This window comes from Cupriavidus sp. MEYA8 (assembly GCF_059278825.1).
In genome coordinates this window covers 1,202,380-1,224,789 of the sequence record NZ_CM181221.1, presented here as the reverse complement: position 1 = coordinate 1,224,789, position 22,410 = coordinate 1,202,380, and the positions used below count along the sequence as shown (strand labels likewise).

The window sequence follows — 22,410 nt, the reverse complement described above, 5'->3', positions numbered from 1 at the left end:
GATCAGCGCGTCTGGCCGGCCTGCGCCGGAATATGCGGCGTGTCGGTCCTGACGTCGCCGCACTGCGCGCGGTGGCGCAGGGCGTGGTCCATCAGCACCAGCGCCAGCATGGCCTCGGCGATCGGCGTGGCGCGGATGCCGACGCACGGGTCGTGGCGCCCGAAGGTCTCGACCGTGGCGGCGTTGCCGGCCTTGTCGATCGACTCGCGCGGCGTGCGGATCGAGGACGTCGGCTTGATCGCCAGCGACACGGTGACGTCCTGCCCGGTGGAAATGCCGCCCAGCACGCCGCCGGCATTGTTGGTGCGGAAGCCCTCGGCGGTCAGCTCGTCGCCATGCACGCTGCCGCGCTGCGACACGCTGTCGAAGCCGGCGCCGATCTCAACGCCCTTGACCGCGTTGATGCCCATCATCGCATGCGCGATGTCGGCGTCGAGGCGGTCGAACAGCGGCTCGCCCAGCCCGACCGGCACGTTGCTGGCCACCACCTCGATGCGCGCGCCGACCGAATCGCCGTCGCGGCGCAGCGCGTCCATATAGGTTTCCAGCTCAGGGATGATGTCGGCGTTGGGCGCGAAGAACGGGTTCTCGGGCACATGCGACCAGTTGGCGAACGGCACCGCGATCTCGCCCAGCTGTGACATGTAGCCCCGGATCTCGGTGCCGTACTTCTCGCGCAGCCACTTCTTGGCCACCGCCGCCGCGGCCACCACCGGCGCGGTCAGGCGCGCCGACGACCGGCCGCCGCCGCGATAGTCGCGGATGCCGTACTTCTGCCAGTAGGTGTAGTCGGCGTGGCCCGGGCGGAAGGTTTCGACGATATTGCCATAGTCCTTGCTGCGCTGGTCGGTGTTGCGGATCAGCAGGCAGATCGGCGTGCCGGTGGTCTTGCCCTCGAACACGCCGGACAGGATCTCGACCTGGTCGGGTTCCTTGCGCTGGGTGACGTGGCGCGAGGTGCCGGGCTTGCGGCGGTCCAGGTCGCCCTGGATATCGGCCTCGCTCAGCGCCATGCCCGGCGGGCAGCCATCCACCACCGCGCCGATGGCGGGGCCGTGCGATTCGCCGAAGGTGGTAACAGTGAAGAGCAGGCCAAGGGTGTTGCCGGACATGATGGAAACCGCACAGGAATTGGGGACGGCCTCCATTGTAAGGCCATTGCCCGCCCGCTGGCGGCCCGGCGGGCTCAGGCCGCCGCGGTTTCCGGTGCAAAGTCCGGGTAGAACTCCGCCCGCATCCGGTCCATGTAGGCGACCAGGTTGGCATGCCCTTCCGCCGCGGTGCGGATCGGCGTGTCGAACGTGGGGCACAGCAGGCTGCCGGCAAAGGCGAACAGCGTGGCGTCGGCGCCGCATGGCTTGTCGCCCATCAGGTAGCGCTTGTCGCCCAGGATATCGGCGATCGAGGTCACGCCCTTGCTGGCGAGCGCCACCAGTTCTTCCTCGCTGTGCCGGCCCAGCCCCTGCCCCCACAGCGTCTTCCTGACCTTGTAGCGCACCAGCCGCTCGGCCAGCCCGCGCACCGGTGCCGGCACGCCGCGGAAGAACTGCGCCGGGCCGCGCTCGAAATTGGCCTGGTCGAGCCAGCGCACCCGTGCCACCGCCCAGTACAGGTGGTCTTCCATCAGCTTCTCGGCGGCCCAGGCGATGCCGCGCTCGGCGGGGCTCAGGCCGGCGTCGAAATCGATGTGGTAAGTCTTCTCGATATGCCAGCGGATCAAGGTTGAATCCGCCACGATCCGGCCCATGTCATCGAGATACGGCAGCTTGCCCTTGGGCGCGCGCCGCAGGCTGCCGGGGCGGGCGTGGTATGGCAGGCCGGCAAGCTTGAGCAGCATTTCGGCCTTGGTGACAAACGGGCTGGCGTCAGGCAGCCCGAAGGCCGGGCCGAAGGTATAGAGCGTGATCATCGTGGGTCCGGGTCCGCGTGGGAGAACCTGCGTTCAGCGCCAGTCGCCGCGCAGGGCCTGCACCATCTGCTGCAGCCCCTCGGGCGTGGCCGCTTCCGGCGGCACCGGCTCGCCCACCACCAGTTCCAGCCGGTTCAGGATGCCGCGGCGGAACGGCCGCGACATCGCCGGCGCATCCTTGCGCGAGAAAAAGCTGCCCCACAGCCCGCGCAGCGCCATCGGCACCACCGGCACCGGCGTGCGGCGGATGATCTGCTGCACGCCCTGGCGGAACGGATTGATCTCGCCGTTGGCGGTGATCTTGCCCTCCGGGAAGATGCAGACCAGGTCGCCCTCCTCCAGCGCCTGCGCCACGCTGTCATACGCGCGCCTGAGCATGTCCGGGTGTTCGTGCGCGGGCGCGATCGGGATCGCGCGGGCCTGGCGGAAGAACCACGACAGCAGCGGCACGCTGAAGATGCGGTAGTCCATCACGAAGCGCACGGGACGCGGGCTGCATGCCATCAGCACCACCGCATCGGCGAAGCTGACATGGTTGCAGACCAGCACTGCGGGCCCATCGGCGGGAATGCGCTCGGCGTTCACGCGGCGCAGCCGGTACAGCGTATGCACCAGGATCCAGGCGATAAAGCGCAGCAGGAATTCCGGCACCAGCGAATAGATGTAGACCGCCACCACCGCGTTGAGCAGCCCTACCACCAGGTACAGCTGCGGGATGCTGTAGCCGGCGTTCGCCATCGCCACGCCCAGCAGCGAGGCCGCGATCATGAAGAAGCTGTTCAGGATGTTATTGGCGGCAATGATGCGCGCGCGGTGCGTGGGCGCGCTGCGGCTCTGGATCAGCGCGTACAGCGGCACGCTGTAGAAGCCGCCGAACATCGCCAGCAGGAACAGGTCGGCCAGCACGCGCCAGTGGCGCGCCTCGGCCAGGAAGCCGCCGATGCCGGTCAGCGCGGCCGGCGGCTGCCCCTGGCTGGCAAAGTACAGGTCGACGGCAAACACCGTCATGCCGATCGAGCCGAACGGCACCAGCCCGACCTCGACATGGCGCCCGGACAGCCGCTCGCACAGCAGCGAACCGGTGCCGATGCCCAGCGAGAACACCGCCAGCAGCAGCGTGACCACGTTCTGGTCGCCGCCCAGCACATCCTTGGCATAGCTGAAGAAGGAGGTCAGGAAGGTCGCGCCGAGGAACCACAGCCACGAGATCCCGAGCAGGCTCTGGAATACCGTGCGATTGCCGTGCGCCAGCACCAGGTTGCGCCAGGTCTCGGAAAACGGGTTCCAGTTGACGCGCAGTTCAGGCTGGGGCGCCGGCGACACCGGGATCCGGCCCGACACCACGCGCCCGGCCACGGCGATCGCCACGCACACGGCGCCGACATACAGCGGCCCCACCACCGTGCCGCCCTGCTGCAACCCCGCCAGCTCGCCGCCGACCAGCGTGCCGATCAGGATCGCGACGAAGGTGCCCATCTCGACCAGCCCATTGCCGCCGACCAGCTCGCTTTCATCCAGGTGCTGCGGCAGGTAGGCAAACTTGACCGGCCCGAACAGCGTCGAATGCAGCCCCATCAGGAACGTGCCGGCGTAGAGCAGCGGCGCGCTATGCCAGGCAAAGCCGGCCAGCCCCAGCACCATGATGGCGATTTCCAGCGACTTGACCAGCCGGATCAGGCGCGACTTCTCGATCTTGTCGGCGACCTGCCCGCTGGTGGCGGAGAACAGCAGGAACGGCGCGATAAAGATGGCCGAGATCAGGAAGGCGGCACTGCGCGCGTCCACGCCCTCGAACAGCGCCGTGTGATAGGTCACCAGCGACGTGAAGGCGACCTTGAAGACGTTGTCGTTCATCGCCCCCAGGAACTGGGTCCAGAAGAACGGGGCGAAGCGGCGCGCGCCGAGCAGTCGGAACTGGCTGTGTTGGCTCATGGATGACCGGTCGGCCTGCTGGGGCCGCCGCGGAAATGGATACGCCGGCAAGTTTGCCGGAGCCGGAAACCGGCCGCCATCATGCCACCGCCACGCGGCCGCGCGGCGCCAGTCGCAACAATTTTCCGAAGGGGACTACGGGACAGGCTGCCCCGCCGCCGGCAGGGCGGGCGCAGCCGGGCGTTCAGGCCCGCTCTTCAGGCCAGTCGCGGATATAGGCCTTGAGCATCTTGTTCTCGAAGCTCTGGTCCTCGACCACCGCCTTGGCGACGTCATAGAAGGAAATCACGCCCATCAGCGTGCGGTTGTCGAGCACCGGCAGGTAGCGGGTGTGACGCTCAAGCATCATCCGGCGGACTTCGTTCACATCGGTTTCCATGGTGCAGGTCAGCGGCGCATCGTCCATCACCTTGCGGATGCTGCTGGTGCCAAGGGTGCCGCCGTTGCGGGCCAGAGTCTCGATGATTTCGCGGAAGGTCAGCATGCCGACCAGGTCGCCGTATTCCATCACCACCAGGGAGCCGATGTCGCGCTCGGCCATGGTGTTGACTGCGAGCAGCAAGGAGGTGTCAGGCGTCACGGTGTAGAGCGTATTGCCCTTGATCTGCAGGATGTCGCTGACTTTCATGTTGGTCTCCGCTGCCTTGTACTGAGCTGTGCTGATTTGCGCCGGCCACATCGCGGGGGCGATGCCGGTCACTTCGTTATCTGTCCGGGATGTGCGGGCAGAGATGCCCGTGCGTCCGATCCTAGCCCAAACCAGCCGGCAAAGTAAAGCAGGAGGCCGGTTTGCGGGTGATCTGCCAGCGTGGGCGTGCGCACGATGCTACGATGCTGGCCGGAGATAACTACACCCGACCGACCATGTCCGGAACCCGCTTCGATACGCTGGCGCTGCACGCCGGCGCCGCGCCAGACCCCGCCACCGGGGCGCGCGCCACCCCCATCCACCTGACCACCTCGTTCGTGTTCCGCGACAGCGAGCACGCGGCGTCGCTGTTCAACATGGAGCGGGCGGGCCACGTCTATTCGCGCATCTCCAACCCGACCGTGGCCGTGCTCGAAGAGCGCATCGCGGCGCTGGAGAACGGCGCCGGCGCGATCGCCACCGCCTCCGGCCAGGCCGCGCTGCACCTGGCCGTGGCCACGCTGATGGGGGCCGGCTCGCACGTGGTGGCGTCGTCGGCGCTGTACGGCGGCTCGCACAACCTGCTGCACTACACGCTGCGCCGCTTCGGCATCGAGACCACCTTCGTCAAGGCGCGCGACATCGACGCCTGGCGCGCCGCGATCCGCCCCAATACCAAGCTGCTGTTCGGCGAGACGCTGGGCAACCCGGGCTTGGACGTGCTCGACATCACCACGCTGGCGCAGCTCGGCCAGGACCACGGCATCCCGCTGCTGGTCGATTCGACCTTCACCACGCCCTACCTGTTGCGCCCGTTCGATCTCGGCGCGGGCCTGCTCTACCACTCGGCGACCAAGTTCCTGGGCGGCCATGGCACCACCATCGGCGGCGTGCTGGTCGAGGGCGGCACCTTCGACTTCGAAAAATCGGGCCGCTTCCCCGAGCTGTCCGAGCCCTATGAAGGCTTCCACAACATGGTGTTCACCGAGGAAAGCACGGTGGCGCCCTTCCTGCTGCGCGCGCGCCGCGAAGGCCTGCGCGACTTCGGCGCCTGCATGAACCCGATGGCCGCGTGGCAGCTGCTGCAGGGCGTGGAGACGCTGCCGCTGCGCATGAGCCGCCATGTCGACAACACCCGTAAGGTGGTGCAGTTCCTGGCCTCGAACCCGATGGTGGAGTCGGTGTCCTACCCCGAGCTGGAATCGCACCCCGACTACGAACTGGCCAAGCGCCTGCTGCCGCGCGGCTGCGGCGCGGTGTTCAGCTTCAACCTGAAGGGCAACCGCCTGGCGGGCCAGCGCTTTATCGAAAGCCTGTCGCTGTTCTCGCACCTGGCCAACGTGGGCGATGCGCGCTCGCTGGTGATCCACCCGGCGTCGACCACGCACTTCCGCATGGACGCGGCGGCGCTGCAGTCGGCCGGCATCGCCGAGGGCACGATCCGCCTGTCGATCGGCCTGGAAGACCCGGACGACCTGATCGACGACCTCAAGCGCGGCCTGAAGGCCGCCGAGAAGACCATGAGCAAGGGAGGGCAGGCCTGATGGAACTGAACGTTGCAGGCCAGCCGGCCTACGCCTATACCGGCGGCAAACCCTTCGATCCCGCCCTGCCCTGCGCGGTGTTTGTCCACGGCGCGCAGAACGACCACAGCGTGTGGGCGCTGCAGACGCGCTGGTTCGCCAACCACGGCTTCTCGGTGCTGGCGGTGGACCTGCCCGGCCACAACCGCAGCCAGGGCACGCCGCTGGCCACCATCGAGGCCATGGCCGACTGGGTGATGGCGCTGGTGGCCGCCGCCGGCGTCAAGGCGCCGGCCTTCGTGTTCGGCCACAGCATGGGTTCGCTGATCGCGCTCGAATGCGCGGCGCGGCATCCGCAGGCGGTGCGCGGCATCGCCTTGCTCGCCACGGCCTATCCGATGAAGGTTTCCGATGCGCTGCTCGATGCCTCGCTGAACCGTGAGAGCGAGGCCATCGCCATGGTCAACGCGTGGTCGCATTCGAGCCTGGCCAACAAGCCCTCATCGCCGGGTCCCGGCGCCTGGATGCACGGCGGCAGCCAGCGGCTGATGGAGCGCGTATCGCGCAACAACCCGCAGGCGCATGTGTTCCACAACGACTTCTCCGCGTGCAATGCCTATGCGCACGGCGAGGAAGCCGCCGCCGCGGTAGCCTGCCCGGCGCTGTTCATCACCGGCAGCAAGGACATGATGACCTCGCCCAAGGCGGCGCAGGCGCTGGCCGGCAAGATGGCGAAGGCCAGCCTGGTATCGGTGCCGTGCGGCCATGCGCTGATGGGCGAGCGCCCGGACGAAGTGCTGGACGCGCTGGCGGCCTTTGCGCGCAAGGTGGTCGCGGCGGGCTGACAGCTGCGCCGGATGGCCGGCCATGCCGGCGGCCATCCTCCCTTCAGGGGCATGGGGGCGTGGAAGGTCTACACTGCACAACATAAGACCTGCCGGAGACAGCCATGGCCCACGCCCACAGGCGCGAGTTCGAGAACTTCGCGGCCTTCTACCCCTACTACCTGAGCGAGCACCAGGACCGTACCTGCCGGCGCCTGCATTTTGTCGGCTCGACCGTGGCGCTGCTGTGCCTCGTGGCGCTGGTAGTGACCGGCAATGCGTGGTGGCTGCTGGGCGCCGTGGTCGCCGGCTACGCCTTCGCCTGGGCCGGTCATTTCGGCTTCGAGAAAAACCGGCCCGCAACCTTCCGCCATCCGCTCTACAGCCTGATGGGCGACTGGGTCATGTACGCCGAAATCTGGCGTGGCAAGATTCCTTTCTGACGCGGCCGCCGCCCAGGGCTCACACTTGCCCGTGCCAGCCCGGCGGCACCACCTCCAGCGTGCGCCGTTGCGGCGCCCCATCTTCCGCCGCAGGCGGCAAGTCGGCCGGCTGCTGGCGGAAAACCGCCTCCAGCGTCTGGTCCAGCTGCGGATTGTCCAGCAGCGACCGCAGCGACTCGGCGCCACGCAGCTGCTGCGCCAGCGCGGTGCGCGGCAACCGCGGCAGGTTCAGCACCAGCCGGTCGTGCAGCATGCGCAGCGTCACCTGCGACGGATCGCACAGCAAGGCCCAGTGCGCCTGCCCGCCCTCCTGCTGCAGCCGCCCGACCAGGTGCATGGCCTTGAGCTTGCCGAGCAGCCCCGCCAGGTAATCCGCTTCAACGCGCAGCTTGCGCCCCAGGTCCAGTTCGCCCACGCTGCGCGGCACCTCGTCGCGGGCGCGGTAGAGCAGCAGCAGCACGCCCAGTGCATCGAAGAACTCGCTGCCGGCAAAGGTGCGGCGGCGCCAGTAGCCTTGCCGGATCACCGGCATGTTGGCAGCGATGGTGGCGCCCAGCAGCGTCACCAGCCAGCTCAGGTAGATCCACAGCAGGAAGATCGGCAGCGCCGCGAAGGTGCCGTAGACCGCCGTATAGGCCGGGATATGCGTGACGAAATAGCCGAAGCCGCGCTTGGCGAACTCGAACGCGATCGCCGCCACTACGCCGGCGACGATGGCATCGCGCCACTCCACATAGGCATTGGGCACCGCGGTGTACAGGAAGGCAAAGGCCAGCGCCGACAGCACCACCGGCGTCGCGCTGACCAGCAGGCCGATCCCCACCGGCATGGTGCCGACGTAGCCCGCCGAGATCGAGATCAGGTAAGAACTGATCGACAGGCTCGCGCCGATCAGTACCGGCCCGAAGGTCAGCACCGCCCAGAACACCAGCACCCGCTGCGCCAGCGGGCGGCGCTGCTTGACGCGCCAGATCGCGTTGAGCGCGTCCTCCACCGTCAGCATGGTGAGCACCGACGTCACCATCAGCCCGCCCAGGCCCAGCGCCGTCAACCCGCGTGCGCTCTTGGCGAACTGGCCGATGTAGCGCGAGATCGATTCGCTGACGTTGCCGGGAATCAGGTTCTGGAACAGGAACGCCTCGATGGCATTGCGGAAGTCGCGGAATACCGGGAACGCGGCTAGCAGCGCGAACGCCACCGTCAGCACCGGCACCACGGCCAGCACGGTGGTAAAGGTCAGGCTCGCGGACACCTGCGGCAGCCGGTCTTCGCCGGCGCGGCGCACGACATAGCGCGCCAGTGCGCGGACCTTCTGCAGGTTCCATTCCCTGCGCAGACGGGCAACGCGGGTACCAAGCATGCGGCAGCAATCTCCTCGTGGATGGATGGATCGATTTGAACGTTGGCAGCGCCGGCGGGCGGACGGGCATCTGCCGGGATGCGGAAGCGGCGCTTCGCGGGGGAGCGCGCGCGGGGGCACATCTATAATACGCGCATTGCCTGCGGCACCCGCCGCCTCCTTCCGGCAGCGCCGGCCATCCCGCTCCATGACCGACATCCTCGTCCTGTATTACAGCCGCCACGGCAGCACCCGCAAACTCGCCGAACTGATCGCCCACGGCATCGACAGCGTCCCCGGCGCCCAGGCGCGCCTGCGCACGGTGCCGCCGGTCTCGACCGTGTGCGAGGCCACCGCCCCCGACATCCCCGCCGACGGCCCACCCTATGCCGAGCTGCGCGACCTGGAAGAGTGCGCGGGCCTCGCGCTGGGCAGCCCCACGCGCTTTGGCAACATGGCCGCGCCGGTCAAATACTTCCTGGACGGCACCGTGGCCCAGTGGCTGTCGGGCGCGCTGACCGGCAAGCCCGCCTGCGTGTTCACCGCCACCGGCAGCCTGCACGGCGGCCAGGAGACCACCCTGCTGTCGATGATGCTGCCGCTGCTGCACCACGGCATGCTGATCATGGGCCTGCCCTATTCCGAGAAGGGCCTGATGACGACCGCCTCGGGCGGCACGCCGTACGGCCCGAGCCACCATGCCTATGTCGACAATCGCGGCCCCATCACCGAGGACGAATCGGCGCTGGCGATGGCCATGGGCCGACGCCTGGCGCAAGCCGCGCTGCGCCTGTCCGGAGCGCAGGCATGAACGCGCCCGCCGACAGCGACAGCGCGCTGCACAGCCCCTGGCTGCATCGGATCAGCGCGGGCAGCCTGGTGGCGCTGATGGTGCTGTGCATCGCCTGGGAATGGTTCCTGGCGCCGCTGCGTCCGGGCGGCTCGTGGCTGATCATCAAGTTCTTGCCGCTGCTACTGCCGCTGCGCGGCGTGCTGACGCGCAACCGCTACACCATGCAGTGGTCGTCGATGCTGATCCTGCTGTTCTTCACCGAGGGCATCGTGCGCGCCACCAGCGACCGCGGCTTCTCCGCGACGCTGGCCTGGGTGGAGGTGGCACTGACGCTGGTGTTCTTCACCAGCACCATCCTGTACCTGCGGCCGTACAAGCGCCGCGCCCGAGCGGCCGCCAAGGCAGCGCCGCAAAAGCGCTGAGCCGGCGCTCCCCACGAATCGATTTCCCGCCCATGACCTCGTCCCAAGATTCCTTACTCGCCCTGTGTCGCGCCGCGCTGGGCCCGCAGCACGTGCTGACCCAGGCCGCCGACAAGGCCCCCTACCTGACCGACTGGCGCAAGCGCTACAGCGGCGAGGCGCTGGCCGTGCTGCGCCCCGGCACCACCGAGGAAGTCGCGGCCGCGGTCCATGCCTGCCATGCGCACAAGGTCGCGGTGGTGCCGCAGGGCGGCAATACCGGCCTGTGCGGCGGCGCCACGCCGGCGGCCGGGCGCGATGCGGTGGTGCTGTCGCTGCAACGGCTCAACCGCATCCGCCAGGTCGATCCGCTCAACAACACCATCACCGTCGAAGCCGGCGTGGTGCTGCAGCACCTGCAGGGCGTGGCGCGCGAGCACGGCCGGCTGTTTCCGCTGAGCCTGGCGGCCGAGGGCAGCTGCACCATTGGCGGCAACCTGTCAACCAATGCCGGCGGCACCGCAGTGCTGCGCTATGGCAATACGCGCGAGCTGTGCCTGGGGCTGGAGGTGGTGACGCCGACGGGCGACACCTGGCATGGCCTGCGCGGCCTGCGCAAGGACAACACCGGCTATGACCTGCGCGACCTGTATATCGGCGCCGAAGGCACGCTCGGCATCATCACCGCCGCCGTGATGAAGCTGTTCCCGCTGCCGCGCGCCTCGGTCACCGCGCTGGCCGCGGTGCAGAGCCCGCGCGCCGCGCTGGCGCTGCTGGCGATCGCGCAGTCGCATGCGGGTGCAATGCTGACCGGCTTCGAGCTGATGTCGGCGCGCTGCATGGCGCTGGTGACGCAGCACTACCCCCAGCTGCGCTACCCGTTCGCCGACATCCACCCGCAGCTGGTGCTGATGGAGCTGTCCGACAGCGAGGGCGAAGCCCACGCGCGCGGCATCTTCGAAACGCTGATGAACGCCGCCTTCGACGCCGGCGTGGTGCTTGACGCCGTGGTGGCCGAGTCGGTGCAGCAGTCGCGCGATTTCTGGAACCTGCGCGAGCATATCCCGCTGGCGCAGGTCGAGGACGGCAAGAACATCAAGCACGATATCGCCGTGCCGGTCTCGCGCGTGGCGGACTTCATCGAGACCACCGACGCGCTGCTGCAGAACGCCTTCCCCGGCGCGCGCATGGTGACCTTCGGCCACCTTGGCGATGGCAACCTGCACTACAACGTATCGCCGCCGGAAGGCGTCGACCATGACGCCTTCCTGGCCAACCAGGACCAGGTCAACCGCATCGTGCACGACAGCGTGCGCTCGCACTGCGGCTCGATCTCCGCCGAGCATGGCGTGGGCCAGCTCAAGCGCGAAGAACTGCAGCACTACAAGAGCGAGGTCGAGCTGGCGCTGATGCGCGCGATCAAGGGCGCGCTCGACCCGCTGGGGCTGATGAACCCGGGCAAGGTACTCTGAGCACGCTCACGCGCTCACTTACGCGCCGCGCGCCAGCTCCGCGCGGATATGGTCCGCAACGCGCTCGAGCAGCTGGTCGAGATGGCCGCGCAGCCGGGCAAACCCGTCATGCGGCACGAAGCGCGCCTCGTCCAGGTACAGCGCGCGGTTGATTTCGATCTGCAGGCTGTAGCGCCCGCGCGCCGGGTCCGAATACGCCGACACTAGTTCCGCGCCCTTGTACGGCCAGTTGATGCCGACATGCTGCCGATCCGCATGTGCTGGACGCCGCCGGCCGCAACCTGTGGGGCCACACCAGGACGGCGAGCACGTAGCCGACCTGCGCAGCGTGCTGGTGCAACGCAACGGCTGAACGGAGACCCACATGAGCAAACTGAGCTTCGACCAGGTCAAGGTTGGGCGACACGCTGCCACCGCTGACGCTGGAACCGGTCAACCGCACCACGCTGGCACTGTTCGCCGGCGCGTCGAACGACCACAACGCCATCCACATCGACATCGACTACGCGCGCAAGGCCGGCATGCCCGACGTGTTTGCGCACGGCATGCTGTCGATGGCCCACCTCGGCCGCCTGCTGACGCAGTGGGTCGCCAGGCGCCTGGCACGCGAAGGCGCGCGCCTGGTCATCAACGACCTCGACGCCGAACCGGCACAGCAGACGGTGGAGGAGCTGAAGGCGATGGGCGTGGAAGCGGTGGCGGCGTGCGTGGGCAACGTGACCGCGCCGGATTTTGCCGACCGCTTCATCAACACGGCGATGAGCAATTTCAAGAGCATCGACATCATCGTCAACAACGCCGGCTTCACCTGGGACGACGTGGTGCAGAAGATGAGCGACGAGCAGTGGTACGCCATCCTGGATTGCCACATGACCGCCCCGTTCCGCATCCTGCGCGCCGCCTACCCGCATATCAAGGCGCTGGCGGCTGCCGACAAGGATGCCGGCCGCGAGGTGTACCGCCTGCAAGGGCCCCGCGGGGCCCTTTTTCTCATCTTACCCGCGCGGGCTGCCGGACGCCGCCATGTTGCCGAAGCGTCCGCTGCTGAAGTCCTGGAAGGCCTGCGCGATTTCTGCCTCGGTATTCATCACGAACGGACCGTGGCCGACGATGGGTTCGTCGATCGGCTCGCCGCTGAGCAGCAGCACCACCGCGTCGCTGCCCGCCTCCAGTGTGACACCGTCACCGGCTCCGTCCAGCACCACCATCTCGGCATCACGGACCGTGGCTTCGGCATTGACGGTGACGCGGCCGCGCAGCACCACCAGCGCGGTATGCCAGCCGTCGGGCAGCGGCAGCCTGGCCGCGCCGCCCTGCTGCAGGCGCATGTCCCACACGTGCATCGGCGTGAAAGTGCGGGCCGGGCCGGCCTTGCCGCCGTACTCGCCCGCGATCACGCGCACGCTGCCCGCGCCATCGGGCAGCGCCACCTCGGGAATATCGCTGTCGACGATGGCCTGGTAGCCGGGCGCGGTCATCTTGTCGCGGGCGGGCAGGTTGACCCACAGTTGCACCATTTCCAGCGCGCCGCCGCTGCGGCTGAAGTCCGGCGAATGGAACTCCTCATGCAGGATGCCCGCTCCCGCGGTCATCCACTGCACATCGCCGGGCCCGATCACGCCGCCCTGCCCGGTCGAATCGCGGTGCGCGACTTCGCCCTTGTAGACGATCGTCACCGTCTCGAAGCCCCGGTGCGGATGCTGGCCCACGCCGCGTGGCGCCTGCGTCGGCGTAAAGTCCGCCGGGCCGGCGTAGTCCAGCAGCAGGAACGGGCTGAGCTGCCTGCCATGGCTCTGGTAAGAGAACATCGAACGCACCGGAAAGCCGTCTCCGACCCAGTGCGAACGCGGTGCGCTGTAGACACCCAGGATGCGCTTCATGTCGATCTCCGGAAGTGCCGGCCGGGACAGCCCGCGATGCGCGGGATCTTGCCGAGGCGGCCGGCGCCAGTTGATGGATCGATCATAGGTGTCGCGTGCCAGGTGCGGTAGACAGCGCCGGCGCATCGCAGCGTTCTGCCGCTGGAACGATGCCCCCGGCACCGCTTACGGCTGGCCGGCCATGCCGCATCAGCCCGCGCCGGCGCTGCGCTTGCGCAGCAGGTAGCGCTGTGTTCCGTCCATCACGCACACGTCGTTCTGGTTGCGCACCTCGGACCGCATCGCCAGCACGCCGGTGGTGCGCCCCGGCACCAGCTCGCTGACCGTGAGGCTGCTGTACAGGGTATCGCCAACGTAGACCGGGGCAAGGAAACGGCTGCTCTGCTCGATAAAGCCCTTCAGCGATTCCTCGACCATATGCGGGAACAAGCCCGCCCCTGCCGCAGTCTGGATCACGACCTGGAAGCCGTGCGCAAGCATGTGCGGCATGCCGTGCGCGCGGCAATATTCGACGTCGTAGTGGACCGGATGGTTGTCGCCGCTGGCCAGCTGGAAGGCGGCGAACAGCGCGTCGGTCATGGTGCGGGACGGCAGGTTGAAGCGCTCGCCGAGCTCGAAATCCTCGAAATAGCGTTGCGGGCAAAGCTGGTAGGCCTTCATCGGTTCTCCTTATTGCGTGGTATCGCTTGCGGTCCGCCGGGGATTCCGGTCATTCCGCCTTCATGTTGGTAGCAACGGCCACGCGCTTCCACTTGTCCAGTTCGGCACGCAGGAAATCGCGCAGGCCCTGCGGCGTCGGCTTGATTTCCAGCACCAGGCCAAGCTCGTAGGCCTTGCCCTGCAGCGCCGGATCGCCGAGCGCCTCGCCAAGCGTCGCCGAGAGCTTCTCGATCACCGCGGGCGGTGTCTGGACCGGCGCGAACACGGCGTTCCAGGTGTAAGCCTCATAGCCGGTGACGGTTTCGGCGATCGCGGGCGTGTCCTTTGTCTGCGGCAGCCGCCTGGCCATCGACGTCCCCAGCAGCCGCACCGTGTCCGCGCGCACCTGCGCCAGGCCGGTCGGCGCGCTATCGATCATGAATTCGACATGGCCGCCGATCAGGTCGGCCATGGCCGGCGCGCTGCCGCGATACGGCACGTGCACGGCGCGGGTGCCCGCGGTGTAGTTCAGCAGTTCGCCGGCCAGGTGCGGGGCGCTGCCGACACCGGCCGAGCCATAGTTGACCTTCCCCGGGCGCGACTTCAGGTAGGCGATGAATTCCGGCAGCGTCCGGGCTGGCACGTTCTTGTTGACCACCAGCACCAGCGGCGCGCGCGCCGCCAGCCCGACGGGCGCGAAATCCTCCACCGTGCGATACGGCAGCCGTGCGTGAATGCTCGGGTTGACGGCATGCGCGACCGTGGTCAGCAGCAGCGTGTAGCCGTCCGGTGCGGCCTTGGCCGCGGCTTCCGTGCCGACGATGGTGCCCGCGCCCGAACGGTTCTCGACCACCACCGCGGTGTTGAGCTTGCTGCCCCAGCTGGCCGCCAGGGAGCGCGCGAAGGTGTCGGTCGGCCCGCCGGCGGCATAGGGCACGATCAGCCGCACCGGTCGCGCGGGGTAGTCGGCCTGTGCCGCTGCCGGCGGCACGCACGCCAGCAATGCCGCGGCGCTGCCCAGCGCGGTGGCGATCCTGCGCAAGTTTGAAGTCATGTCGGTCTCCTGGTCCTGTTTCCGGCATCGCCATGGACTGGCTGCCGCGACGAGCGGAAATATAAAATCCGATCTTCAGAACACACCAGTCGAAAGCGCCACGGGTCCCGTTAGAAATCTTCTAAAGCGCCCGCCGGCGTGGCTGGAAACCGGAGACAAGCATGCGTTTCGAACTGACCGACCTGCGCGTATTCCTTGCCATCGCACAGGCCAGGAGCGTCACCGGCGGCGCCTCGGATGTGCACCTGACGGCGCCTTCGGCCAGCTACCGTCTCAAGAACCTGGAACAGGCGATGGGCGTGCCGCTGTTCAACCGCACGCAGAAAGGCATGGCGCTGACCCCGGCCGGCGAAACGGTATTGCGCTACGCGCAGGCCATCATGGAAAACGTGGAGCGCCTGCAGCGCGAGATGCAGCGCCATACCGACGGCATCGAAGGGCATATCCGGGTCTACGCCAACAGCAGCACCATGGCCAGCCTGCCGGCGGCACTGAGCCGCTTCCTGGCGGCCTATCCCAACGTCAATGTCGACCTTGAAGAGCACCTGAGCGAAGACAGCGTGCGCGCAGTGATCGAAGACCGCGCCGACGTCGGCCTGGTGGCGGGCGCCATCGACCTGCGCGGGCTGGAGTTCATCCGCTACGGCGTCGACGAACTGATGTTCGTGGTGCCGGCACGGCACCCGCTGGGCATGCTGGACATGGTCAGCCTGGCGCAGGCGCTCGAACATGACCTGGTGACGGTCGGCAGCAAGAGCAGCAACTTCCTGTTCCTGGCCGACATGGCGGCACGGGCCGGCATCAAGCCGCGCGTGCGCGTGCATGCGCCCGACTTTGCCGCGGCCATGCGCTGCGTGCAGGAAGGTGCCGGCATTTCGCTGGTGCCGCGTTCCGTGGCGGGCCCGCTGATCGCGCAGGGGACGGTGGAAGGCGTGGCACTGGATGAAGCGTGGGCGCGGCGCGAGCAGCGCATCGTGGTGCGCAGCCAGAAAGCGCTGCCGGCCTATACGCGGGACTTTATCCGCTACGTTGCCGAATGGGGAACGCCCGAGGCGGCATAGCAGGCGGGACGATCGCAGCGTTTGAAACGCTCGAACAGGCCTTAGGAAATATCGACTATCCCGGCAGGTAGCACCGTTCCTATACTGGCTCGCCCCGGCCCGCGTGCCGTCCAGAACACTACAGCTTCCCGCCATGCAAACCTCTCAACGCCCGCTCGATGGCATCACTGTCCTGGCGCTCGAGCACGCCGTCGCCGCGCCCTTCGCCAGCCGCCAGCTCGCCGATCTCGGCGCGCGCGTCATCAAGGTGGAACGCCCCGTCGTCGGCGATTTCGCGCGCGATTACGACCACACCGTGCACGGACAGTCGTCGTTCTTCGTCTGGGCCAACCGCGGCAAGGAAAGCCTGGCGCTCGACCTGAAGAAACCGGAGGCAAAGGCCGTGGTGCGGAAGCTGCTTGCCGGGGCCGACGTCCTTATCCAGAACCTGGCCCCTGGTGCGGCCCAGCGCATGGGGCTGGACTTCACATCATTGCATGAGGATTTTCCGCGCCTGATCGTTTGCGATATCTCCGGCTACGGCGACAGCGGCCCGTACCGCGACAAGAAGGCCTACGACCTGCTGATCCAGGCGGCGGCCGGCCTGATCTCGGTGACCGGCACCGACGGCGCGCCGTCGCGCACCGGCATCTCGATCGCCGACATCGCCGCGGGCATGTATGCCTATACCGGCATCCTCTCGGCGCTGCTGCAGCGCGGCCGCACCGGCACCGGCATGCGCGTCGAAGTCACCATGCTGGAGGCGCTCGGCGAATGGATGTCGTACCCCCTGAACTTCGCCCACTACGGCGGCACGCCGCCTGCGCGCAATGGCGTGGCGCACCCCGGCATCGCACCCTATGGGCAGTACCAGACCGGCGACGGCGCCAGCGTGATCTTCGGCCTGCAGAACGAGCGCGAATGGCAGCGCTTCTGCGTGGAGGTGCTGGAAGACTCCGCGCTGGCGGCGGACGAGCGCTTCAGCTCAAACCTGCAGCGCGTCGCCAATCGTGCCGAGCTGGACCAGGAGATCGGCCGGCATCTGCGCGGCATGACTCGCGAACAACTGGTCGAGCGGCTCGATCGCGGCGGGATCGCCAACTCGCCGTTGAACGACATGCACGACCTCTGGCGCCACCCGCAACTCGCCGCGCGCGATCGCTGGCGCAACGTGCGCACGCCGGGTGGCATGGTGCAGGCCTTGTTGCCGCCGGCGACGCTGTCGGGCGTGGCCGCATGCATGGGCGATGTGCCTTCCGTGGGCGAGCATTCCGTCGCCGTGCTGCGATTGATCGGGATGCCTGATGCGGAGATCGAGGCCCTGGCGGCAGCGGGCGCCATCTGAGGCGCCAGGCGCGCAGGCGGCAGCCGCAGCGGCTGCCTGCCCTCTTCCAGCGCGTTGCCGCCTTACTTGGCGAACAACGACGACAGGTCGGCGAAGGCCTTGATCTCCAGCGCGTTACCCGACGGGTCCAGGAAGAACATGGTGGCCTGCTCGCCAGGCTCGCCCTTGAAGCGGATGTGGGGTTCGATGATGAACTCGACGCCTGCAGCGCGCAGTTTTTCTGCCATCGCCTCCCATTCGGGAATCGATAGCACCGCGCCGAAGTGCCGCACCGGCACCTGGTCGCCATCGACCGCGCTGGTCTTGCTGTGGCCGACTTCCTCCGGCGCCAGGTGCGCCACGATCTGGTGGCCGAAGAAGTTGAAATCGATCCAGTCAGGCGAGCTGCGCCCTTCCGGGCAGCCGAGCAGCCCGCCATAGAATGCGCGCGCCTCGGCAAGGTCGCGCACGGGAAAGGCGAGATGGAAGGGAGGAATGCGGGGGGCGGTAGTAGTCATGGGCTCGGGCTGAGTGAAGCCTAGTGGGGAATAAATCTGGCGGCGGCTCTTGAGGCCTGTAACCAGGGCCTGCAACCAGGGCCTGCAACCGCCATCGTCCGCTTAGTCTAAGCATCGCCATTCACCATGAAAAGCGATATATTTTTGCCCTGAGCAACAATTATTTCGATCTATCGCGATGCTGCGCGAACTTCAGACTTTCCTCGCGGTGGTCCGCTACGGCACCTTTGCCAACGCGGCCGCCCATATCGGGCTGACGCAATCGGCGGTCAGCGCACAGATCCAGCGGCTGGAACAGGAACTGGGCTTTGCACTGTTCGATCGCACGGGCCGCGCGGCCGTGCTCAATGCCGATGGCCGCGAAACGCTGGCGGTTGCCGAAGAACTGATGGCCGTGTATGCCAGGCTCGGCCGCCATGCGGGCAGCCCGCGCACCGGGCTGGTCCGCATCGGCGCCATCGCATCGGTCCATGTCTCGTTCCTTGCCGATGCGCTGGCCAGCTTCCGGCATGAGATGCCGGGATACCGAATCAAGCTGGTGCCGGGCGTGTCGCTGAACCTGCTGGGCCAGGTCGATTCGGGCGAAATCGATATCGCGGTGATGATCAGGCCGCCGTTCGCGTTGCCTTCCGACCTGCAGTGGCGCACGCTGCTGGCCGAACCGTTCGTGCTGCTGGTCCCTCGCGCCCAAGGCAAGCGGCCATGGCGCGAGTTGCTGGAGAGCGAGCCGTTTATCCGCTATGACCGCGGCTCGTTTGGCGGGCGCGTGGTCGACCAGTTCCTGCGCCGTGCGCGTATCCCGGTCAGGGACGCGATCGAACTGGACGACTTGCAGGGCATCGCGCAGCTGGTGCAGCGCGGCCTTGGCGTCGCGCTGGTGCCGATCACCGGCACGACGGCATGGCCGAAAGGCGTGGCGGCGCTCAGCCTCGGCGATGACACCTTCCATCGCGAGATCGGGCTGGTGGAGCGTCCGCACCATAGCCGCCAGGCGGCGGCCACGCTGCTGGCGCAACGCATCGCGCAGGCTGCGCAGAGCATGGCGCGGGCGCTGCCCTGACGCCGCGCTGCCGCGGCGCCAGCCACGTCACTGCGCCGGCTTCAGCTCGATCAGCAGGTCCTTCGCCGCCACCCGGTCGCCCTGCTTCACATGCACCACGGCGATCTCGCAGTCGCGGTCGGCGGCGATATGGGTTTCCATCTTCATCGCCTCCAGCGCCAGCAGCGTCGTGCCCGCGGCCACGCGCTGCCCCGGTTGCACGGCCACGGTCACGATCGAACCCGGCATCGGCGCGGCGATATGCAGCGGATTGTCGGGCTCGGCCACCGGACGGCTCTGGCGCGCGGATGCCGCCTGCGTGGTGATGCGCTGCTCGACCAGCGCCGTGCGCGATTGCCCGTTCAGCTCGAACTGGACCTTGATGCGGCCTTCCTCCGCATCGGGATGCGTGCCCTGCAGCGAGACCAGCAGCGTCTTGCCCGCGGCGATGTCGATGGCCACTTCTTCCTGCGGCTGCAGGCCGTACAGGAATGCCGGCGTCGGCACCACCGAGGTGTCGCTGTAGTTGCGCACATGCGCGTGGTAGTCCACCGCCTGCTTCGGGTACATCAGATAAGACGCCAGCTGGCGGTCGTCGAGCGGCTCCTCGCAGGCCGCTTCCGCGGCGGCACGCGCGGCATCGAGGTTGACCGGCGGAATCTGGTCGCCGGGCCGGTACGGAGCGGGCGGTTCGCCGCGCAGCACCTTGCGCGACAGTCCCGCGGGAAAGCCGTCGGGCGGGAAGCCCAGCTCGCCCTTGAACAGCGACACCACCGACTCGGGGAAAGCGATTTCCTTGCCCGGGTCGCACACGTCCGCGGCGCTCATGTCATTGGCCACCATCATCAGGGCCAGGTCGCCGACCACCTTGGAGGTCGGCGTCACCTTGACGATATCGCCGAACATCTGGTTGACCTCGGCGTATGCCTGCGACACCTCGGTCCAGCGATGCTCGATGCCGAGCGAGCGCGCCTGCTCGCGCAGGTTGGTGTACTGGCCGCCGGGCATCTCGTGGCGGTACACGTCGGCGGTGCCGGCGCGGATCTCGGATTCGAACGGCGCGTAGTAGCGGCGCACCCCTTCCCAGTACATCGAGGCTTCGTGCAGGCGCTCCAGGCTCAGGCCCGGATCGCGCTCGCTGCCGGCCAGCGCCGCGGCGATGCTCGACAGGTTGGGCTGCGAGGTCAGCCCGCTCATGGCGTCGAGCGCGCCGTCCACCGCATCGCAGCCGGCCTCGATCGCCGCCAGCGCCGACGCTGCCGAGATGCCGCTGGTGTCGTGCGTATGGAAATGCACCGGCAGCCCGGTCTCTTCCTTGAGCGCCTTGACCAGCGCGGCCGCCGCCTGCGGACGGCAGATGCCCGCCATGTCCTTGATGCCCAGCACATGCACACCCGCTTGCTGCAGCTCGCGCGCGATGCCGACGTAGTACTTCAGGTCGTACTTGGCGCGCGACTTGTCGAACAGGTCGCCGGTATAGCAGATGGCGCCTTCGCACAGCGCGCCGCTTTCACCGACCGCATCGATCGCCACGCGCATGTTGCGCACCCAGTTGAGCGAATCGAACACGCGGAACACGTCCACGCCGGCGCTGGCGGCCTGGCGCACGAAGAAGCGCACGACGTTGTCCGCGTAGTTGGTGTAGCCGACGGCGTTGGAGCCGCGCAGCAGCATCTGGAACAGCACGTTGGGCACGCGCTCGCGCAATTGCTCCAGGCGCTGCCACGGGTCTTCCTTGAGGAAGCGCAGCGCCACGTCGAAGGTCGCGCCGCCCCAGCACTCCAGCGAGAACAGCTGCGACAGCTCGCGTGCATAGAACGGCGCGATCGGCAGCATGTCGGCGGTGCGCATGCGCGTGGCAAAGAGCGACTGGTGCGCGTCGCGCATAGTGGTGTCGGTCAGCAGCACCTGCTTCTGCTCGAGCATCCAGCGCGAGAACTTCTCGGCGCCAAGCTCGCGCAGGCGGTCGCGCGTGCCGTACGGCAGCGGCTTGCTGTTGTCGACCGCGGGCAGCACCGCTGCCGGCAGCGGCAACGGCGGCAGCGTGCGGCCGGCCATTTCCGGGTGCCCGTTGACGCAGATCTCGCCGAGATAGCGCAGCAGCTTGGTGGCACGGTCCAGGCGCTTGGTGAATTCAAGCAGCTCCGGCGTCTTGTCGATAAAGCGCGTGGTGACGTCGCCGGCGCGGAACGCCGGATGGTTGATGACGTTCTCCAGGAACTGTAGGTTGGAGGCCACGCCGCGGATGCGGAACTCGCGCAGCGCGCGGTCCATGCGGCGGATCGACTCGGGCGCGGTCGGCGCCCAGGTAGTGACCTTGACCAGCAGCGAGTCGTAGTACGGCGTAATTACCGCGCCACCATAGGCGGTGCCGGCATCCAGCCGCACGCCGAAGCCGGCGGCGCTGCGATACGCGGTGAGACGGCCGTAGTCTGGCAGGAAGCCGTTCTCGGGATCCTCGGTCGTGATCCGGCACTGCAGCGCGTGGCCGTTCAGATGGATATCCTGCTGGACCGGCACGCCCGCGGCGCGCACGACGATGTCGCCGTTCTCGTTGCGCGTGTTCTCGGTCATGCCGAGATAGCCGCCTTCCGTGATCCGGATCTGCGCCTTGACGATATCGACGCCGGTGACCATCTCGGTGACCGTGTGCTCGACCTGGATGCGCGGATTGACTTCGATGAAATAGAACTGGCCGGAATCGGCGTCCATCAGGAACTCGACCGTGCCGGCATGGGAATACCCGACCGCGCGCATCAGCCGCATCGCCGCCTCGCACAGCTCGGCACGGCCGGCATCGTCAAGGTACGGCGCGGGCGCGCGCTCCACCACCTTCTGGTTGCGGCGCTGCACGGTACAGTCGCGCTCGTACAGGTGCACCAGGTTGCCATGCGTGTCGCCGAGCGCCTGCACTTCGACGTGGCGCGCGTTGCGCACCAGCTTCTCGACATAGACCTCGTCGTTGCCGAACGCGGCCAGCGCCTCGCGCCGCGCCGCGGCCAGCGAGCCTTCCAGGTCCTGCTCGCTCTCCAGGATGCGCATGCCGCGCCCGCCGCCGCCCCAGCTGGCCTTGAGCATCAGCGGATAGCCGATGCCCGCGGCCAGGCGCTTGCAGGCCTCCAGGTCGTGCGGCAGCGGATCAGTGGCCGGCATCACCGGCACGCCCGCCTCGATCGCCGCATTGCGTGCTGCCACCTTGTTGCCGAGCCGGCGCATGACCTCGGGCGACGGGCCGATCCAGCGGATGCCGGCATCGATCACGGCCTGCGCGAAGTCCGGATTCTCCGACAGGAAGCCATAGCCCGGATGGATCGCATCGACCTTCGCATGGCGCGCGATGCGCAGGATGTCTTCGATATCGAGATAGGCCGCCAGCGGCTTCTTGCCCTCGCCGACCAGGTAGCTCTCGTCGGCCTTGAAGCGATGGAGGGCGAGGCGGTCTTCCTTGGAGTAGATCGCCACGGTCCGGATATTCATCTCAGCGGCGGCCCGCATGACGCGGATCGCGATCTCGGAACGGTTGGCAATCAGCAGCGATTTGATGGGAGCGTAGTTCATGGCACGCACAAGGAAACTGAGGGCAACCGAGACGCCGCGCAGGCAGCACGGCGGCTCGGGTCATTCGAAGGGACCGCGCCACGGCAGGTGCCGT

20 protein-coding genes and 2 pseudogenes are annotated in these 22,410 nt (G+C 67.9%); 11 read left to right on the top strand and 11 right to left on the bottom strand.

Annotated elements, in window-relative coordinates:
• Nucleotides 1–2: 2 nt before the first annotated feature.
• The 4 genes from aroC to AC5WJ1_RS05680 form a co-directional block, all read right to left on the bottom strand.
• The gene (gene aroC, locus AC5WJ1_RS05695) at nucleotides 3–1,112 is read right to left on the bottom strand and encodes a chorismate synthase (RefSeq protein ID WP_195429573.1); all 1,110 of its coding nucleotides are present in this window, start codon (nucleotides 1,110–1,112) and stop codon (nucleotides 3–5) included.
• Nucleotides 1,113–1,186: 74 nt separating this feature from the next.
• Nucleotides 1,187–1,909 carry a glutathione S-transferase C-terminal domain-containing protein gene (locus tag AC5WJ1_RS05690; RefSeq protein WP_135704979.1) on the bottom strand — a complete coding sequence of 241 codons (723 nt, stop codon included), beginning with the start codon at nucleotides 1,907–1,909 and terminating at the stop codon, nucleotides 1,187–1,189.
• 33 nt (nucleotides 1,910–1,942) lie between these two features.
• Entirely contained in the window at nucleotides 1,943–3,841 is a 1,899-nt protein-coding gene (locus AC5WJ1_RS05685) for an MFS transporter (protein ID WP_195429575.1), read from the bottom strand.
• Nucleotides 3,842–4,025: 184 nt separating this feature from the next.
• Entirely contained in the window at nucleotides 4,026–4,469 is a 444-nt protein-coding gene (locus AC5WJ1_RS05680) for a CBS domain-containing protein (RefSeq protein ID WP_133097465.1), read from the bottom strand.
• 236 nt (nucleotides 4,470–4,705) lie between these two features.
• On the opposite strand from AC5WJ1_RS05680, the gene AC5WJ1_RS05675 reads away from it, so the two are divergent.
• The 3 genes from AC5WJ1_RS05675 (at nucleotide 4,706) to AC5WJ1_RS05665 (ending at nucleotide 7,259) form a co-directional block, all read left to right on the top strand.
• A complete protein-coding gene (locus AC5WJ1_RS05675; RefSeq protein WP_133097466.1) occupies nucleotides 4,706–6,013 on the top strand; it encodes an O-acetylhomoserine aminocarboxypropyltransferase in 1,308 nt (435 codons plus the stop codon).
• Complete coding sequence (locus tag AC5WJ1_RS05670) at nucleotides 6,013–6,837, top strand: alpha/beta fold hydrolase (protein ID WP_494476403.1); 825 nt, start codon at nucleotides 6,013–6,015, stop codon at nucleotides 6,835–6,837. Before AC5WJ1_RS05675 ends, AC5WJ1_RS05670 begins: the two co-directional genes overlap by 1 nt.
• Before the next feature lie 104 nt (nucleotides 6,838–6,941).
• The gene (locus AC5WJ1_RS05665) at nucleotides 6,942–7,259 is read left to right on the top strand and encodes an Mpo1-like protein (protein ID WP_133097468.1); all 318 of its coding nucleotides are present in this window, start codon (nucleotides 6,942–6,944) and stop codon (nucleotides 7,257–7,259) included.
• A 19-nt stretch (nucleotides 7,260–7,278) separates the two neighbouring features.
• On the opposite strand, the gene AC5WJ1_RS05660 is transcribed toward AC5WJ1_RS05665, so the two are convergent.
• Nucleotides 7,279–8,619 carry a YihY family inner membrane protein gene (locus tag AC5WJ1_RS05660; protein ID WP_135704976.1) on the bottom strand — a complete coding sequence of 447 codons (1,341 nt, stop codon included), beginning with the start codon at nucleotides 8,617–8,619 and terminating at the stop codon, nucleotides 7,279–7,281.
• A gap of 187 nt (nucleotides 8,620–8,806) precedes the next feature.
• Here AC5WJ1_RS05660 and wrbA point away from each other — a divergent pair, with 187 nt between their 5' ends.
• Genes wrbA through AC5WJ1_RS05645 form a run of 3 tightly spaced genes read left to right on the top strand, consistent with a single transcriptional unit; the run spans nucleotide 8,807 to nucleotide 11,264 of the window.
• Nucleotides 8,807–9,409 carry an NAD(P)H:quinone oxidoreductase gene (wrbA, locus tag AC5WJ1_RS05655; protein WP_195429581.1) on the top strand — a complete coding sequence of 201 codons (603 nt, stop codon included), beginning with the start codon at nucleotides 8,807–8,809 and terminating at the stop codon, nucleotides 9,407–9,409.
• A complete protein-coding gene (locus AC5WJ1_RS05650; protein ID WP_135704974.1) occupies nucleotides 9,406–9,813 on the top strand; it encodes a DUF2069 domain-containing protein in 408 nt (135 codons plus the stop codon). Before wrbA ends, AC5WJ1_RS05650 begins: the two co-directional genes overlap by 4 nt.
• Before the next feature lie 32 nt (nucleotides 9,814–9,845).
• Nucleotides 9,846–11,264 (top strand): FAD-binding oxidoreductase, encoded by a 1,419-nt coding sequence (locus AC5WJ1_RS05645; RefSeq protein ID WP_494476402.1) that lies wholly within the window; start codon nucleotides 9,846–9,848, stop codon nucleotides 11,262–11,264.
• 18 nt (nucleotides 11,265–11,282) lie between these two features.
• Here the strand turns inward: AC5WJ1_RS05645 and AC5WJ1_RS05640 are convergent, their stop codons facing one another.
• Nucleotides 11,283–11,468, bottom strand: a complete 186-nt coding sequence (locus AC5WJ1_RS05640) for a hypothetical protein (RefSeq protein WP_494476401.1) — start codon at nucleotides 11,466–11,468, stop codon at nucleotides 11,283–11,285.
• A 191-nt stretch (nucleotides 11,469–11,659) separates the two neighbouring features.
• Between AC5WJ1_RS05640 and AC5WJ1_RS05635 the strand changes: the two are divergent.
• Nucleotides 11,660–11,815: pseudogene (locus AC5WJ1_RS05635) on the top strand (MaoC/PaaZ C-terminal domain-containing protein); the annotation flags it as partial.
• Nucleotides 11,810–12,226, top strand: a pseudogene (locus tag AC5WJ1_RS05630) (SDR family NAD(P)-dependent oxidoreductase); the annotation flags it as partial. The pseudogenes AC5WJ1_RS05635 and AC5WJ1_RS05630, both read left to right, overlap by 6 nt.
• A gap of 33 nt (nucleotides 12,227–12,259) precedes the next feature.
• Here AC5WJ1_RS05630 and AC5WJ1_RS05625 read toward each other — a convergent pair.
• The 3 genes from AC5WJ1_RS05625 to AC5WJ1_RS05615 all read right to left on the bottom strand — a co-directional run bounded on the left by AC5WJ1_RS05625 (nucleotide 12,260) and on the right by AC5WJ1_RS05615 (nucleotide 14,837).
• Complete coding sequence (locus AC5WJ1_RS05625) at nucleotides 12,260–13,144, bottom strand: pirin family protein (protein ID WP_494476400.1); 885 nt, start codon at nucleotides 13,142–13,144, stop codon at nucleotides 12,260–12,262.
• Between the two features lie 189 nt (nucleotides 13,145–13,333).
• Nucleotides 13,334–13,804, bottom strand: a complete 471-nt coding sequence (locus AC5WJ1_RS05620) for a MaoC family dehydratase (RefSeq protein ID WP_494476399.1) — start codon at nucleotides 13,802–13,804, stop codon at nucleotides 13,334–13,336.
• Nucleotides 13,805–13,853: 49 nt separating this feature from the next.
• Complete coding sequence (locus AC5WJ1_RS05615; RefSeq protein WP_494476398.1) at nucleotides 13,854–14,837, bottom strand: tripartite tricarboxylate transporter substrate binding protein; 984 nt, start codon at nucleotides 14,835–14,837, stop codon at nucleotides 13,854–13,856.
• 161 nt (nucleotides 14,838–14,998) lie between these two features.
• Between AC5WJ1_RS05615 and AC5WJ1_RS05610 the strand changes: the two genes are divergently transcribed.
• Both AC5WJ1_RS05610 and AC5WJ1_RS05605 read left to right on the top strand, forming a co-directional pair.
• Entirely contained in the window at nucleotides 14,999–15,898 is a 900-nt protein-coding gene (locus tag AC5WJ1_RS05610; protein ID WP_494476397.1) for a LysR family transcriptional regulator, read from the top strand.
• A gap of 133 nt (nucleotides 15,899–16,031) precedes the next feature.
• The gene (locus AC5WJ1_RS05605) at nucleotides 16,032–17,222 is read left to right on the top strand and encodes a CaiB/BaiF CoA transferase family protein (RefSeq protein ID WP_494476396.1); all 1,191 of its coding nucleotides are present in this window, start codon (nucleotides 16,032–16,034) and stop codon (nucleotides 17,220–17,222) included.
• 62 nt (nucleotides 17,223–17,284) lie between these two features.
• Here AC5WJ1_RS05605 and AC5WJ1_RS05600 read toward each other — a convergent pair whose 3' ends face one another.
• Nucleotides 17,285–17,719: a VOC family protein gene (locus AC5WJ1_RS05600; RefSeq protein WP_494476395.1), complete on the bottom strand. Its 435-nt coding sequence runs from the start codon at nucleotides 17,717–17,719 to the stop codon at nucleotides 17,285–17,287.
• A gap of 178 nt (nucleotides 17,720–17,897) precedes the next feature.
• On the opposite strand from AC5WJ1_RS05600, the gene AC5WJ1_RS05595 reads away from it, so the two are divergent.
• Nucleotides 17,898–18,779, top strand: a complete 882-nt coding sequence (locus tag AC5WJ1_RS05595; protein WP_133097487.1) for a LysR family transcriptional regulator — start codon at nucleotides 17,898–17,900, stop codon at nucleotides 18,777–18,779.
• Nucleotides 18,780–18,806: 27 nt separating this feature from the next.
• On the opposite strand, the gene AC5WJ1_RS05590 is transcribed toward AC5WJ1_RS05595, so the two are convergent.
• The gene (locus AC5WJ1_RS05590) at nucleotides 18,807–22,316 is read right to left on the bottom strand and encodes a pyruvate carboxylase (RefSeq protein ID WP_135704962.1); all 3,510 of its coding nucleotides are present in this window, start codon (nucleotides 22,314–22,316) and stop codon (nucleotides 18,807–18,809) included.
• Nucleotides 22,317–22,410 lie beyond the last annotated feature (94 nt).

Excerpts from the sequence above, each read along its gene's own strand:
- AC5WJ1_RS05685 (WP_195429575.1), bottom strand. The coding sequence starts at position 3,841 with ATGAGCCAACACAGCCAGTTCCGACTGCTCGGCGCGCGCCGCTTCGCC.
- AC5WJ1_RS05670 (WP_494476403.1), top strand. The coding sequence starts at position 6,013 with ATGGAACTGAACGTTGCAGGCCAGCCGGCCTACGCCTATACCGGCGGC.
- AC5WJ1_RS05600 (WP_494476395.1), bottom strand. The coding sequence starts at position 17,719 with ATGACTACTACCGCCCCCCGCATTCCTCCCTTCCATCTCGCCTTTCCC.
- AC5WJ1_RS05665 (WP_133097468.1), top strand. The coding sequence starts at position 6,942 with ATGGCCCACGCCCACAGGCGCGAGTTCGAGAACTTCGCGGCCTTCTAC.
- AC5WJ1_RS05610 (WP_494476397.1), top strand. The coding sequence starts at position 14,999 with ATGCGTTTCGAACTGACCGACCTGCGCGTATTCCTTGCCATCGCACAG.
- wrbA (WP_195429581.1), top strand. The coding sequence starts at position 8,807 with ATGACCGACATCCTCGTCCTGTATTACAGCCGCCACGGCAGCACCCGC.
- AC5WJ1_RS05680 (WP_133097465.1), bottom strand. The coding sequence starts at position 4,469 with ATGAAAGTCAGCGACATCCTGCAGATCAAGGGCAATACGCTCTACACC.
- AC5WJ1_RS05590 (WP_135704962.1), bottom strand. The coding sequence starts at position 22,316 with ATGAACTACGCTCCCATCAAATCGCTGCTGATTGCCAACCGTTCCGAG.
- AC5WJ1_RS05615 (WP_494476398.1), bottom strand. The coding sequence starts at position 14,837 with ATGACTTCAAACTTGCGCAGGATCGCCACCGCGCTGGGCAGCGCCGCG.
- AC5WJ1_RS05645 (WP_494476402.1), top strand. The coding sequence starts at position 9,846 with ATGACCTCGTCCCAAGATTCCTTACTCGCCCTGTGTCGCGCCGCGCTG.
- AC5WJ1_RS05595 (WP_133097487.1), top strand. The coding sequence starts at position 17,898 with ATGCTGCGCGAACTTCAGACTTTCCTCGCGGTGGTCCGCTACGGCACC.
- aroC (WP_195429573.1), bottom strand. The coding sequence starts at position 1,112 with ATGTCCGGCAACACCCTTGGCCTGCTCTTCACTGTTACCACCTTCGGC.
- AC5WJ1_RS05620 (WP_494476399.1), bottom strand. The coding sequence starts at position 13,804 with ATGAAGGCCTACCAGCTTTGCCCGCAACGCTATTTCGAGGATTTCGAG.
- AC5WJ1_RS05675 (WP_133097466.1), top strand. The coding sequence starts at position 4,706 with ATGTCCGGAACCCGCTTCGATACGCTGGCGCTGCACGCCGGCGCCGCG.
- AC5WJ1_RS05660 (WP_135704976.1), bottom strand. The coding sequence starts at position 8,619 with ATGCTTGGTACCCGCGTTGCCCGTCTGCGCAGGGAATGGAACCTGCAG.
- AC5WJ1_RS05625 (WP_494476400.1), bottom strand. The coding sequence starts at position 13,144 with ATGAAGCGCATCCTGGGTGTCTACAGCGCACCGCGTTCGCACTGGGTC.
- AC5WJ1_RS05650 (WP_135704974.1), top strand. The coding sequence starts at position 9,406 with ATGAACGCGCCCGCCGACAGCGACAGCGCGCTGCACAGCCCCTGGCTG.
- AC5WJ1_RS05605 (WP_494476396.1), top strand. The coding sequence starts at position 16,032 with ATGCAAACCTCTCAACGCCCGCTCGATGGCATCACTGTCCTGGCGCTC.
- AC5WJ1_RS05690 (WP_135704979.1), bottom strand. The coding sequence starts at position 1,909 with ATGATCACGCTCTATACCTTCGGCCCGGCCTTCGGGCTGCCTGACGCC.